Source organism: Microbacterium hydrocarbonoxydans (assembly GCF_011752045.1).
In the GTDB taxonomy this organism is placed as follows: Bacteria; Actinomycetota; Actinomycetes; order Actinomycetales; family Microbacteriaceae; genus Microbacterium.
Window position 1 is genome coordinate 951,985 of sequence record NZ_JAAKXW010000001.1, and the last position, 13,527, is coordinate 965,511.

Annotated in this window: 12 protein-coding genes; 7 read left to right on the forward strand and 5 right to left on the reverse strand. The window is 72.5% G+C overall.

What is annotated here, in order from left to right:
* The first annotated feature begins 59 nt into the window (after positions 1-59).
* Both G6G98_RS04520 and G6G98_RS04525 read left to right on the forward strand, forming a co-directional pair.
* Entirely contained in the window at positions 60-662 is a 603-nt protein-coding gene (locus G6G98_RS04520) for a PadR family transcriptional regulator (RefSeq protein WP_067350678.1), read from the forward strand.
* Between the two features lie 59 nt (positions 663-721).
* A complete protein-coding gene (locus G6G98_RS04525) occupies positions 722-2,038 on the forward strand; it encodes a hypothetical protein (RefSeq protein ID WP_067350675.1) in 1,317 nt (438 codons plus the stop codon).
* Between the two features lie 69 nt (positions 2,039-2,107).
* On the opposite strand, the gene hpf is transcribed toward G6G98_RS04525, so the two are convergent.
* From hpf to mtrA, 5 genes are all read right to left on the reverse strand, one after another.
* Positions 2,108-2,764 carry a ribosome hibernation-promoting factor, HPF/YfiA family gene (gene hpf, locus G6G98_RS04530; protein WP_067350671.1) on the reverse strand — a complete coding sequence of 219 codons (657 nt, stop codon included), beginning with the start codon at positions 2,762-2,764 and terminating at the stop codon, positions 2,108-2,110.
* Positions 2,765-2,851: 87 nt separating this feature from the next.
* Positions 2,852-3,541 (reverse strand): phosphoribosyltransferase family protein, encoded by a 690-nt coding sequence (locus tag G6G98_RS04535; RefSeq protein ID WP_067350667.1) that lies wholly within the window; start codon positions 3,539-3,541, stop codon positions 2,852-2,854.
* Between the two features lie 102 nt (positions 3,542-3,643).
* The gene (locus G6G98_RS04540; protein ID WP_084788239.1) at positions 3,644-5,395 is read right to left on the reverse strand and encodes an LpqB family beta-propeller domain-containing protein; all 1,752 of its coding nucleotides are present in this window, start codon (positions 5,393-5,395) and stop codon (positions 3,644-3,646) included.
* Entirely contained in the window at positions 5,392-7,071 is a 1,680-nt protein-coding gene (gene mtrB / locus G6G98_RS04545; protein ID WP_164233569.1) for an MtrAB system histidine kinase MtrB, read from the reverse strand. The genes G6G98_RS04540 and mtrB overlap by 4 nt, the downstream gene beginning before the upstream one ends.
* Before the next feature lie 7 nt (positions 7,072-7,078).
* Positions 7,079-7,759: an MtrAB system response regulator MtrA gene (gene mtrA / locus G6G98_RS04550; protein ID WP_067350661.1), complete on the reverse strand. Its 681-nt coding sequence runs from the start codon at positions 7,757-7,759 to the stop codon at positions 7,079-7,081.
* Positions 7,760-7,868: 109 nt separating this feature from the next.
* On the opposite strand from mtrA, the gene G6G98_RS04555 reads away from it, so the two are divergent.
* The 5 genes from G6G98_RS04555 to G6G98_RS04575 all read left to right on the forward strand — a co-directional run bounded on the left by G6G98_RS04555 (position 7,869) and on the right by G6G98_RS04575 (position 13,471).
* Complete coding sequence (locus G6G98_RS04555; protein ID WP_164233567.1) at positions 7,869-9,320, forward strand: glycerophosphoryl diester phosphodiesterase membrane domain-containing protein; 1,452 nt, start codon at positions 7,869-7,871, stop codon at positions 9,318-9,320.
* Complete coding sequence (locus G6G98_RS04560; RefSeq protein WP_164233565.1) at positions 9,317-9,958, forward strand: DUF4129 domain-containing protein; 642 nt, start codon at positions 9,317-9,319, stop codon at positions 9,956-9,958. The genes G6G98_RS04555 and G6G98_RS04560 overlap by 4 nt, the downstream gene beginning before the upstream one ends.
* 2 nt (positions 9,959-9,960) lie before the next feature.
* Positions 9,961-11,145, forward strand: coding sequence for a DUF4350 domain-containing protein (locus G6G98_RS04565; RefSeq protein WP_164233563.1), 1,185 nt, complete (start codon positions 9,961-9,963; stop codon positions 11,143-11,145).
* Between the two features lie 94 nt (positions 11,146-11,239).
* Positions 11,240-12,163 carry an AAA family ATPase gene (locus G6G98_RS04570; RefSeq protein ID WP_243842052.1) on the forward strand — a complete coding sequence of 308 codons (924 nt, stop codon included), beginning with the start codon at positions 11,240-11,242 and terminating at the stop codon, positions 12,161-12,163.
* Positions 12,164-13,471, forward strand: coding sequence for a DUF58 domain-containing protein (locus G6G98_RS04575; protein WP_164233561.1), 1,308 nt, complete (start codon positions 12,164-12,166; stop codon positions 13,469-13,471).
* Positions 13,472-13,527 lie beyond the last annotated feature (56 nt).

The following is a 13,527-nucleotide window of genomic DNA, read 5'->3' on the forward strand; positions in this document are numbered from 1 at the left end:
CGATGCCACGTTGCGTTTCCGGGTATGCATATACTCCGAAATGACGTCAGGAGGAGATCATGTCCGTTCGCCAGAGCCTGCTCGCCATCCTCGGCCAGGGTCCCTGCTACGGCTACCAGCTGCGTCACGAGTTCGACCGCCGCACCGGCTCCACATGGCCGCTGAACGTGGGGCAGATCTACAACACCCTGGAGCGCCTCGAGCGGGACGGCCTCGTCGAGCGCGGCGAACAGGACGAGATGGGTCATGTGTACTGGTCGATCACGGATGCCGGTTCCGCGGAGGTCGCGGCGTGGCTCTCCTCCCCCGTCGTCCGCGGCGACGGCACCCGCGATGAGCTGGCGATCAAGCTGGCCGTCGCGGCGACGCTCCCCGGTGCCGACACCTCCGCTCTGATCCGCGCGCAGCGCGAAGCGTCCCTGCTCCACGTGGAGAGCCTCCGCCGGACGCGGGACTCCAGGGAGACCGACAGCCCGCAGGGACTGGCGTGGTCCCTCACCGTCGACGCCCTCCTGTTCACCGCCGAGGCGGAGCTTCGCTGGCTCGACCACGTCGAGGAGCGTCTGCGGCGGCATCCGCAGCATGCGTTCGCGCTCGAGCTGACGACGGATCGGCCCAAGCGCGGCCGTCCCGCGCGCACGGCGTCCGCCGCCGTGGCCTGAGCGTTCGCCTGAAGCGGATGCACAGCCAGGCCCCTCGCTCCGCTCAGTAGGATCAGGACATGGCTGGATTATGGGGCAGACGCAAGCGCGAACAGGAAGAGCTGGCCGCACAGGACGCCGACCTCGCACGGCGCGCCGAGCAGGCCCTCGTCGGGGCTGACGAGCGGATCCGCACGACCGCCGACGAGCTCGTCTTCGCCGAGGCCGAGCTCGGCGAGTCGCTGACGTCGGACCTGCGGGCGGCGCTGAGCGCCGTGCGCACTCACCTCCGGGAGGCGTTCCAGCTGCACCAGCTCAACCACGACGAGATCCCGGACACCCCCGAGGAGCTGCGCACCCGCAACGCGCGCATCGTGCAGCTCTGCGACTGGGCGCAGGATCTGCTCGACGAGAAGACCGCGGTCCTCGCCGCTTCTGTGGCCAAGGTCCGCCGAGCCCCGGAGATCGTCGCCCAGGTCCGTGCGGATGCCGAGGCGCTCAGCGCCCGCATCCCGCACACGAAGGACACCATCGAGCGCCTCTCCGCCCGCTATGCGGACTCCGCCATGCACCAGATCACGGCCAGCGCCGCCGAGGCCGAGCAGCTGATCGCCTTCGCGACCCACGGCGCCGACGTCTCCGAACGCCGCCGCGCCGCACGCCAGAACGAGGAGGCCAACCTCGCGCTGGAGACGGCCACGGAGGCCACGCGCCGCGCCTCGGCCCTGCTCGACGCCGTGGAGGACTTCGAGATCGAGGCGCTGCGCGCGGAGTCGACGCTCGCCGAGATCGTCGCCGATTCCCGCGGCGATCTCATCGCCGCACGCACCGCGCCGCAGGTCCCGGCGGTCGCGCAGGCCGTCACCGCGCTCCAGGCGGCGCTCAGCGCGCTCACCCCGTCGGGCAGCCGCAGCGATCCCTTCGCCGAGCTGTCGCAGCTGCGGGAGGCGAACTCCGCCCTCGACGAGGCGATCGCGAAGGCACGGCATCGCGCCGAGCATCCGCTGCCGAGCGTGCAGCAGGTGCAGCACGCCATCGACGACGCCGACCGTCAGCTCGGAGTGACCCGCGGACTCATCTCGGGGCACCGCGGCTGGATCGGCGCCGACGCGCGCACGCGGCTCGCCGAGGCCGAGCGACTGCGCGGCGACCTCCCGTCCCCGCAGCCGGAGGACACCCGCGAGGAGGCCCTGGCGCTCGCCCGGCGCGTCGCGCACCTGGCGTCGGAGGCACTCCAGCTCGCACAGCGCGACATCGACTCCAGCCGCCCGCAGGATCAGAACTGGGGAGGCGGAGGATGGGGAGGCGGTCGTCGCGGCGGCGGAGGAGGCGACATCGCCTCCGGCATCCTCGGCGGACTCGTGATCGGCAGCATCCTCGACGGCATCTTCGACTGACGACACCCGCCCCTTGCACCGACAGAGGAGCGGCCCGCCCCTACCGGGACGGGCCGCTCCTCTGTCGTCTCAGGACGCGAGCGCCTCGGAGGGCGGCGCCTGCGTGCTCAGCGCGATGACGCCGTAGTCCCAGCCCTTGCGGCGGTAGACGACGCTCGGGTGGTCGGTGCGGACATCGACGAACAGGAAGAAGTCGTGTCCGACGAGCTCCATCCGGTCCACGGCCTCCTCGACCGTCATCCACTCGGCGTCGAAGCTCTTGGTGCGGATGACGACGGGCGAGTAGGTCTCCTCCTCCTCGTTCTGCACGGGGACGCTTCCGGTCGCGACGGCGTGGAGGACGTCGACGGATGCCGGCTGCACGTCGATCCCCTCCAGGGCTCCGCTGCCCTTCTCGAAGTGGGCTCCGCGGGGGTGGTGGCGGCCGTCGACCTTCTTCTCCTTCGCCCGGCGGAGCTGCTCCGACATCTTGTCGATCGCGAGGTCCAGCGCGACGAACTTGTCTCCGTCGGTCGCCTCGGCGCGCACGACGGGGCCCTTGCTCACCAGCGTGAGCTCGACCGTCTCGTCGGGGACATGGCCGTTGCGGTAGACGCGATGGGTGACCTTGACATCCAGCCGCTGCGCCCGAGACGCGAGTGTCTGGATCCTGGCGATCTTCTCCTCGACAACGGTTCGGAAGCGATCGGTGATACCCACCCCGACGCCGACGATGCTCGTTTCCATTGCTGCCTCCTTGTCCCGGTCCTCCCGGCCAAGGGCGGACCGTGGTCGCCTTGTTCTGCCCAACCGTAGTCCGCTCCCGGGCCAATGTCACGACTCATTTTCTTCGTGTCTCCTGCGTGTCATCGATGGGTCTGCTCCGCGTCGGCCGCGACGCGGCGTGGCGGCGAGGACCACCGCGGCGACCACCGCGAATCCCGCCTCCGCGAGGGCCCTCGCAGCCTCGTCGAGAGTGGCGCCCGTGGTCACGACATCGTCGACGACGACCACCCGGGCGCCGTGTCCCCGGCCCCGTGCCCGCATCGTCCCCTGCACGTTCGCCGCCCGCTCACCCGCCCCCAGATCGCGCTGATCCGCCGGGGTGCCGACGGTGCGCAGCACGCGCCACGGCTCCGCACCGGCGCGCCGGATGAGCAGCTCGGGCACCCGGTAGCCGCGACGGCGGTACGCCGCGCGTGCGGTGGGGACCGGGACGGGGTGCACGTCATCCCCGACGGTCGCGAGCACCGCAGCCAGCGCCGCGCCGAGCGGCCGGGCGAGCAGCGTCTCCCCCTCGCCCTTCAGCCGGCGGACGCACCGGGCGGCGACCGACTCGAACGGCAGCGCCGCCGTCACCGGCAGGCCGGCGGGCGTGCGGAGGCTCACCGGCCGCGGCTGCAGCGCGACGCGGCAGGACGCGCACAGCAGCGTGCCCGGCTCGCCGCAGCCCGGACATGTCGCGGCCAGCAGGAAGGCGGCGACCTCGGCGGCGACGGCGCGGAGGGGCGAGGAGAGCGGCATCCGGCGATCGTCTCCTGGCAGGGCGTGCCCGCGCCGGGACATCGCCGCTCAGGCCCGGGGGCGGTGGAAGACGTCGACGACCGTTGAACGGTGCAGGAGGGCTCAGTAGCCGGCCCTGGTGGCGAGGACGAGCACGCCCTCCGTCGACTCCCGCCATGCCGAGCCGCTCCGCGCGAAGACGGCGCCCTCCGCATCGAGCACCCGGACTCCGGACGCCGTCCGGGCTCCGGCGAGCGCCACGGCGTCGGCGGGCGCGGTCTCGGTGACGCCGGTGCCGCCGACGATCTGCGTGAGCACCACGGCATCCTCCGGTTCCGTGAGCACGCCGAGGCGATCGGGACCGAGCCAGACCAGGCTCTTCGCCGGGCCGCTGAGCTCCGTGACGGGCTTCGGCTCGCCGAGCGCGGTCGGCGCGCCGCCCTCGTCGCGGGTCACCGCTGCGACCGCCACCCAGCGCTGTCCGCCCACGGTGACGACAGCCGCGACGCGCGCGCCATCCCCCGCCACTCGGATGCTGGAGATCTCGGACGCACCTGGCCACGCGGCATCCACGGGGCGCGCATCGACGTCGCTTCCGCTGATCTGGAGGGCGCCGGGGCTGCGCGCCGGCACCGTCCAGGTGAAGCCGTAGGGGTCGATCGCCGGCCGGATCAGCCCCGGGCGCTCGTCGATCGCGTCGATCTGTCCCGCTCCCGCCCGGTAGACGTGCCCGTCGGCGAGCTGGACGGCCGCGAAGGAGTCGTCGGCGGCGACGTCGATCGACGTGATCGGCCGTGGCATGCGGAGGATGTCCTCGCTGACCCCCTCGATGGGGGTGATCTCCCCGCCGACGAGCGTGCCGAAGGCGTCGGCCGTCAGCACGATGGCGCCGGTGTCCTCCGGCTCCTCGCCGATCGGGACCACGCCGGCTTCGAGGTTGCGCCCGTCCACGCTGAAGCGCACCTGACTGACGTGCACGCCGGCCGCTTCCAGGGTCGACTGCAGCTGCGTGCGCATCCGCGCGAGCGTGACCTGGTCGAGCGTCGCGGCCGCGCTGTTCAGCGCCACGTCGGCGACCTGATCCGAGTCGATCGGGACCGCATCGCGGGCTAGCTGGACGTCCGGCGGGAATGCGGTCTGCACCGCGGACTCGAGCCACTCGCTGGGGGCGCCGCCGATGAGGGACTGGGTGATCGCCGTCGCGATGCCCTCGACCCGGCGCGGAAGCCATCGCACGTCGGGGACGAGACGCTTCCAGGAGCTGTCGAAGTACTGCAGCGGGTAGTCGTCGTACACGCGCCCGAAGCGCGACTCGTCGATCACGACGCCGTCCGGCGCCTTCGATATCCGCCACTGCCCGCCCGTGAAGGTGACCTCGAACGGGAGCGTCGAGGTTCCCAGCTCCTCCGAGTACGCCCCGGCCTCGTCGAGCCGCGCGACCTGCTCCACCTGCACGACCACCTCGGCGGTGTCGCCCTCCTCGGCCTCGACCTCATCCTCGCCGTCGCCTTCGCGGTCCGCGCCGTCCTCGACGGAGGAGGTGAACGCCCTGCTCTCGGCGCTGACGTCGATGAGCACCCCCGCTCCCGGCCGCCACGCGGACTCGTAGTCGCGGGTGAGGAACGAGCGCGCCACGGACCAGCGATCGGCCGGGGTGATCGCCGCCTCGAGGAACCCCTCGACGATGTCGGCGGGACCGGCGCCGTCAGCGGGGCCCGAAGCCAGGAGCAGGAAGCCGGGCTCCTCCGGGGAGGTGCCGAGAGGGAGGCCCGACTGCACGTCACCGCTCGTCGGCAGCCCTGCGCAGGCGGACAGCGCGAGGGCCAGCGCCGCCGCGGCGAGAGCGCGCAGCGGGCGCGTCCTCCGGGCGCTCATCGGATGCTCCCCTCGTCGAACAGGTCGGCGGGAAGGTCGGCCAGCTGGATGGGCTGCGTGGCCTCCCCCAGCCCGGCGAGCGGCTCCTCGGGTTCCACCGGGATCGGCGACGGCCCGTCCAGGACCCCGCCGTGCCGCGGGAGGGTGAGCACGAAGTTCGTGCCGACACCGAGCTCCGACCACACCGCGAGCGTGCCGCCGTGCAGAGTCGCGTCGCCCAGGGCGATCGACAGGCCGAGTCCGGTGCCGCCGATGGTGCGCTGCCGCGAAGGATCCGCCCGCCAGAAGCGATCGAACACCCGCTCGGCATCCTCGGGATCCATGCCGAGACCGGAGTCGCGGACGCCGGCGGCGACGGCATGCTGGTTGCTGTCCACTGTGACGACGACGGGTCGTCCCTCGCCGTGCTCGATGGCGTTGCCGATCAGGTTGCGCAGCACCCGCCGCACGCGCCGCGGGTCCATGTCCACCGGCGAGTAGCCGCCGGGCGCGACCAGGCGGAGCTCGACGCCGTGCTTCTCCGCCAGCGGTCGCATCTGCTCGATGACGTCCTCCGCGACATGGGCGAGGCTGGTGGCCTCCAGTTCGAGCTGCACGGAGCCCGCGTCATAGCGGCTGATCTCGAGGAGGTCGGACAGCAGCGTCTCGAATCTCTGCACCTGGGTGTGCAGGAGCTCCGTGGTCCGCGCGGTCGTCGCGTCGAAGTCCTCGCGCTGGTCGTTGAGCATGTCGGCCGCGAGCCGGATGGTCGTCAGCGGCGTGCGCAGCTCATGCGAGACGTCGGAGACGAACCGCTGCTGCACGAGAGACAGCTCGCCGAGCTCCTTGATCTGCGCCTCGATGCTGTCCGCCATCGCGTTGAACGAGCGGCCCAGTGTGGCCAGCTCGTCCTCGCCGTGCACCTCGAGGCGGACGCCGAGGTCGCCGGAGGCGAGACGTGCGCTGGTCTCCGCTGCCTCGACGATCGGCGTGGAGACCGTGCGCAGCACGACGTACGAGATCACCGCGACGATCGCGACGAGGCCGATGCCGGCGATCCACAGGGTGCGCTGCACGAAGCCGAGCGTCTCATCGGCATCCGCGAGGTCGTAGGCGAAGTACACCTCGAACGGCCCTGCCTCCGGCACCTGGAGCTGCTGCCCGACGATGATGCCGGGCACGGTGCGGCTGTCGATCTGCAGCGCGGCGGACTGCCACGACTGACGGTCGTCGAACTCGACGACCCGGTTGCGCAGCGCCGGCGTGATGTCGTTCGCACTCAGGCCGGCGGTGAAGCCGGTGAGGGGCACTCCATCGGGTGAGACGTCGATGCGGATGGCGGTCAGCTGGTCGGCGGCGGAGTTCCTGGCGAGGAAGTCCGCCGTGCTGTCCCACAGGGCGGAAAGGGCTGCCGGATCGTCGCCCACCTCGGCGACGTCGAGCGTGTTCTGCGCCTGCGCGATGGCGCGCTGCGCATCCTCCAGCGCCTCCAGCTTGCGGGACTCGAACAGGTCGTTCTGTATCACCAGCGCCATCGTGACGCAGGTCACGAGGATCGCCATCGAGGTGAGCAGCAGGGTGACGGTCAGCGTGCGGAAGCGCAGCGAGCGCCGCCACAGCGCGCTGAGCGTCGCCGGCCAGCCGCGCCAGTCGCGAAGGACGGCGACCGCGGTGGTGGTCGCTGTCGTCGCGGCCATCGTGCGCCTAGCCCGCGCTCCCGGCGCGGTAGCCGACGCCGCGCACCGTCATCACGATCCTGGGGTTGTCCGGATCGAGCTCCACCTTGGCGCGCAGACGCTGGACGTGCACGTTCACCAGCCGCGTGTCCGCCTTGTAGTGGTAGCCCCACACCTGCTCGAGCAGCATCTCGCGGGAGAAGACCTGCTGCGGCTTCGAGGCGAGCGCGACGAGCAGCTGGAACTCCAGCGGCGTGAGCGCGATCGGCTCGCTGCCGCGGCGCACCTCGTGCGCGTCGACGTCGACGGTGAGATCGCCGACGCGCAGCTGCTCGCCGACCGTCTGCGGCGCAGGCCTGAGGCGCGTGCGGATGCGGGCGACGAGCTCCTTCGGGTTGAAGGGCTTCACGATGTAGTCGTCGGCCCCGACCTCGAGGCCGCGGACCACGTCGGCGGTGTCGCTGCGGGCGGTGAGCATGATGACGGGCACGCCGGACTCGGCGCGGATCCGCGTGCAGATCTCGATGCCGTCCATCCCCGGGAGCATGAGGTCGAGGAGGACGAGGTCGGGCCGCTGGGCGCGCCACTCGTCGACCGCCCGCGCGCCGTCCGCGCAGAACACCGGCTCGAAGCCCTCCGTGCGCAGCACGATGCCGATCATCTCGGCGAGCGCGGTGTCGTCATCGACCACAAGGATGCGTGAGGTCATAACTGTTACCTTATGGCACTCGGTACCACGGTCCCCATGTCTGCGCCGCACGGGGGTGTGACACGATGGGAGCGCACCGGGATCGGAGTGCACAGGGGAGGGAGTGCCAGTGAGCGGCCAGACGTGGACACCCGCGCCCAAGAAGGGGATCATCCCGCTTCACCCGCTGACGTTCGGGATGCTGCTCGGCAAGGCGTTCGCGGCGCTCCGGCACAACCCGAAGGTGCTGTTCGGATTCGGCGTCGTCATCCAGCTCATCGTCGTGATCCTGAGCGCCGCCGTGATGGGCTTCGTGCTCGTCACGACCTTCACCCGGCTGGAGACGGTCTCGCCCTCCTCGCCCGACTTCGAGGCGGTCTTCGCCGGCACCATCGCGATGAACGTCGTGGCCGGGATCGCCGTCGGCATCGCATCCGTCGCGTTCACCGCTCTCATGCAGGGCGTGGTCGCCGCGGAGATCGGCTACGCGGCGGTCGGCGTGAAGGCCACACTGCGGACCCTCTGGCGCCGGATGGCACCCGCGTTCTGGCGTCTCGCCGGTTTCTCCTCGCTTTCGGTGCTGTTCGTCTTCGGCCTCATGATCATCATCTTCGCGATCGTCGCCGGCGCCGTCGCCGGGGGGCTCGGCAGCAGCGGCGAGCTCATCGGCCTGAGCGTCGTGGTCATCGTGCTGCTCGTCCTCGCGAGCATCCCCCTCGCCGTCTGGCTGACGACCAAGCTGCTCCTCGTGCCGTCGATCCTGGTGCTCGAGCGGGCGCGATTCCGGGAGGCCCTCGTCCGCTCCTGGCGTCTGACCAGGGGGCGCTTCTGGGTGGCGTGGGGCGTGACCTTCCTCATCGGCGCCATCATGGGCCTGGCCATGCAGGTCGTGAGCTTCCCCATCTCGCTGCTCAGCTCGATGCTCGGCACCGTCATCGCACCGACCGGATCGATGGACTCCGGCGCCGTGATGACCTTCGTGTTCGCGCTGCTCGCTCCGCAGATCCTCCTCCTCGTCCTGCAGGCGATCACACTGGTCGTGCAGAGCACCGCGGGCACGCTCGTGTACCTCGACAGCCGGATGCGGTACGAGGGCCTCGACCAGACCCTCATCACCTATGTGGAGCGGCGAGACCTGGGCTGGACCGATGAGCAGCTCGGCGATCCCTTCGTCGTCGACGCCGCACGCGCGGTGACCAGTGCGCCGCCGCCGCGGCAGGCGCCGGAGTGGGCGACGTCGCCGATGGGCCAGGGGCAGCCGTACCCGGCGCAGCCGTACCCGGCGCAGCCGTACCCGGCGCAGCCCTACCCGGCGCAGCCCTATCCTGGGCAGCCGTACCTGCAGCAGCCGTACCCGGCACAGCCCTACGGCGCCGCTCCGCAGCAGTACCCGGAGCAGCCGTATCCGTCTGCTCCGCCCGCGACACCCGCGCCGCCGCCGTATGCCGGCGGACAGGCGCCTGCGATCCCGCCGGTCCCTCCGGCTGTCCCCCCGGTCCCGCCCCCAGCTCCCCCGGCTCCGTCCGTGCCTGCGGCCGACAGCACCTGGACGGCGCCCGGGAGCGGCGAAGGCACGGCATGATCGGTCCGTTCGGAGACGTCCTCGTTCCCGACGGCGACGAGGCGCGGCGCTGGGCCGAGGAGGAGCTGTCGAATCCCCGCTACGCCGAGGCCAAGCCGACGTGGTTCGATCTCCTCGCGCGCGACATCGGCCGGTTCATCGGCGACCTGTTCAGCGCCGAGGGCGGAGGGAACGTCGGGCCGGCCGCCCTCATCATCGTGTGCGTGGTGATCGTCGCCGCCCTGATCGCCGCTCTCATCGTCTGGGGGCGCCCTCGCGCATCTCGCGCCGTCCGCCGGCCGAGCGGCTCGCTGCTGGGCGCCGACGACGACCGCACCGCCGCGCAGCTGCGCGCGGAGGCCGAGCGCAGCGCCAGGGCCGGCGACTGGGACGAGGCGACCATCCTTCGCTTCCGCGCGCTCGCGCGCGGCCTGCTCGAGCGCGACCTCATCGATCCCGCGCCGGGTGCCACCGCGCAGGCGATCGCCAGGGAGGTCGGCGCCCTGTTCGCCGGCGAGGCCGAGTCCGTGCACGCCGCCGCGGTGTCCTTCGACGACGTCCGCTACCTGCGGTATCCGTCGACCCCGGAGCGCTACGCCGAGCTCGCGGCGACCGATGACCGGCTGAGCAGGATGCGCCTGGAGACGGTGGCCTCGTGACCGTGACCGAGCAGGCTCGCGACGCCTCCACCGCCGTGCGCGCCCCGCGCGGACGTCGGCTGCGCAGCCTGGGCGGCTGGGGGGTCGTCGTGGCCCTGGTGCTCGTGGGCGTCTTCGTCGCGTTCCAGGTGGCCGCCAGGGCTCCCGGCTCGCGCGGTGCCCTCGACCCCGAGGGGGCCGGCGACTCCGGAGCGATGGCCCTGGCGGAGATCCTCCGCGACCAGGGTGTCGACGTCGCCGTGCTCCGCTCCCGCGATCAGGCGCGCGCCGCGATCGACGAGGACACGACCCTCGTGATGGCGCACCCGTACACTCTCACCGACGAGGGGCTCGAGGACCTCATCGAGCCCGCCGAGCGCGTCGTGTTCCTCTCCACCGGCACCCACCTGCTCAACGTGCTCGAGATCGGAGGCAATGCCGCCGGCAGCTCGGCACCCGTGTCCGCGGACTGCTCCCTCCCCGAGTTCGCGGAGGTGGGCACGATCCGGCCCGACCGCCTGTTCGCGCCGGCGCCGGGGGTCGAGGGCTGCTTCGGCTCCGACGACGCGGCGGCCGTGCTCGTCGACGAGGACGACGGCGTGCGGCGCACGGTCGTCGAAGGCGACCGCCTGTTCAGCAACGCCTACCTCGCCGAGAACGGCAACGCGGCCCTCGGTCTCGCCCTGCTCGGTCAGACCGGGAAGGTCGTCTGGTACGTGCCCTCCTACGGCGACTCCGACATCGAGGGCGAGATGCCCGACACCCTCGGCTCTCTCACCCCCGGCTGGGTCACCCCTGCCATCCTCCTGCTCATGCTCGCCGGCGTCACGGCCGCCTTCTGGCGCGGGCGCCGCTTCGGTCCCCTCGTCGCGGAGACGCTGCCGGTGACGGTGCGGGCATCCGAGACCATGCACGGCCGGGCGAGGCTCACCGCCAAGGCCGCCGACGCCGGGCATGCCGCCGTGGCTCTGCGCGACGGGAGCCGACGCCGGCTCGCCCGCCGGCTCGGCCTGGCGATCACCGCCGGCGTCGACGAGGTCGCGGATGCCGCCTCGGACCGGCTGCGCATCCCCCGCGGCTCCCTGCAGTCGCTCCTCGGCGGCCCGACGCCCCGCGACGACGCGGGCCTCGTCGAGCTGGCGCGCCGCCTCGGCGAGCTGGAGACCGCCGTCGACGACTCGACCCGCGCCATGAGGAGACCCGAGTGACGCGCATCCGCACCCACGTCCACCCCATCCGAACGGAAGCCGAGGGCACCCCGTGACCGCTGAGAACTTCAACGACGCCGAGCTGCGGCAGGCGATGCACCGCGTGCGGGCAGAGGTCGACAAGGCCGTGGTCGGCCAGGCGGGCACTGTCACCGGCCTGCTCGTCAGCCTGCTCGCCCGCGGACACGTGCTCCTCGAGGGCGTGCCGGGCGTCGCCAAGACCCTCGTCGTGCGCTCCTTCGCCCGTGCGCTCGGACTGGACACCAAGCGGGTTCAGTTCACCCCCGACCTCATGCCGGGCGACGTGACCGGGTCGCTCGTGTACGACGCGCGCACCGGGGAGTTCGACTTCCGCGCGGGCCCCGTGTTCACGAACATCCTGCTCGCCGACGAGATCAACCGCACGCCTCCGAAGACCCAGGCGGCGCTGCTCGAGGCGATGGAGGAGCGTCAGGTCTCCGCCGACGGCAGCAGCCGGCCGCTGCCCGATCCCTTCCTGGTCGCCGCGACGCAGAACCCGATCGAGCACGAGGGCACCTATTCGCTCCCCGAGGCGCAGCTGGACCGCTTCCTCATGAAGCTGGTCGTCGGGATGCCGGAGCGGGACGCCGAGGTCTCCGTGCTCCGCAGGCACGCGTCCGGGTTCTCGCCGCGCGAGCTGACCGGCGTCGAGCCCGTGGTGAGCGCCGACGAGATCCGCGCCGCGCAGGCCGCGGCGGGGCGCGTCGAGGTCACCGACGATGTCCTCGGCTACGTCGTCGACCTCGCCCGCGCGACCCGCCAGTCGCCGTCGGTCGAGCTCGGGGCGAGTCCCCGCGCCTCGACCGGCCTGCTCGCCGCCTCGAAGGCGTGGGCCTGGCTCAACGCGTCCTCCGCGGTGACGCCCGATCACGTGCAGACCATGCTCGTCCCCGTCTGGCGGCACCGTCTCCAGCTGCGCCCGGACGCGCAGATGGAGGGTGTGTCGGCGGACGCCGTGCTCACCTCGGTGGTGCAGCAGACCCGGGTGCCGATCTAGGTGATCGTCACCGGCCGCCTTCCCCTCGTCGTCGCCCTCGGCGTCGTCCCGCTCGTCCTCGCCGGGCTCGCGGGCTTCCCGCCGTACGCGGCGCTCGGCATCTGGGCAGGGCTGTGCGCGCTGCTCGTCGCGCTGGACGTGGCCCTCGCTCCGAGCCCGCGAACGGTCGTGGTGTCCCGCCGTCTGCCGGCCCGCACCCGCCTGGGCGAGCCGGTGCCGGTGAGCGTGGCACTGCAGAACAACGGCCGGCGCACCCTGCACGCCGTGATCCGCGACGCGTGGCAGCCCACGGCCGGCGCCGGCGAGGAGAGGCAGCGCCTGACTGTTCCCCCGGGCGAGCGCCGTCGCGTCGCGATCCCGCTGCTCCCCCGCCGCCGCGGCGAGCTCGTCAGCGAGTTCGTGATGATCCGCTCGGTGGGCCCGCTCGGGCTCGCCGGCCGGCAGGCGAGGCACGCCGTCCGCGGCGCGATCCGCGTGCTCCCGGCGTTCGCCTCCCGCAAGCACCTGCCCTCGCGTCTCGCCAGGCTCCGGGAGCTGGACGGCAACACCAGCATCCAGGTCCGCGGCCAGGGCACGGAGTTCGACTCCCTCCGCGAGTACGTCCGCGGCGACGACGTCCGCTCGATCGACTGGCGAGCCACGGCCCGCGCCGGGACGACGATGCTGCGCACCTGGCGGCCGGAGCGCGACCGGCACGTGGTGATCATCATCGACACCGGCCGCACCGCCGCCGCCCGCGTCGGGGACGGCACCAGGGTGGACGCGGCGCTGGAGGCCTCGCTGCTGCTCGCCGCCCTCGCGGTGCGCGCCGGCGATCACGTGCACCTGCTGATGTACGACCGCGTCGTCCGCGCGCGCGTCACCGGTGTCGAGGGCGCCAACCTGCTCCCGGCCATGACCGACGCGATGGCGCCGGTGCATGCTCGGCTCGTCGACACCGACTGGCACGGCGCCTTCGCCGCGGTGCGCACGCTCACCACCCGCCCTTCGCTGATCGTGGTGCTCACCGCACAGGACGCCGCGGAGTCCGCACGCGGCTTCCTCGGGGCGTTCCCCGATGCGTCCCGGGCGACGTCGATCCTCGTGGGCTCGGTCACCGACGACGGCATCGCGAAGCTCGCCCGGCAGCGCGGCTCCCGGGAGGAGATCTACCTCGCAGCCGCGGCCGAGCGCACCATGCGGGACGCCGAGAACGTGGCCGACGCGATCCGCCGTGCCGGAGGAGAGGCGATCGCCGCCGATCCGGAATCGCTCCCGCCCCGGATCGCGGACCGCTACCTGGAGCTCAAGGCCGCCGGCCGGCTCTGAGCGCTGCGCACGCCGAGGGCCGAGACCCCCGGCTCTCGCCGAGACCCCCAGCTCAT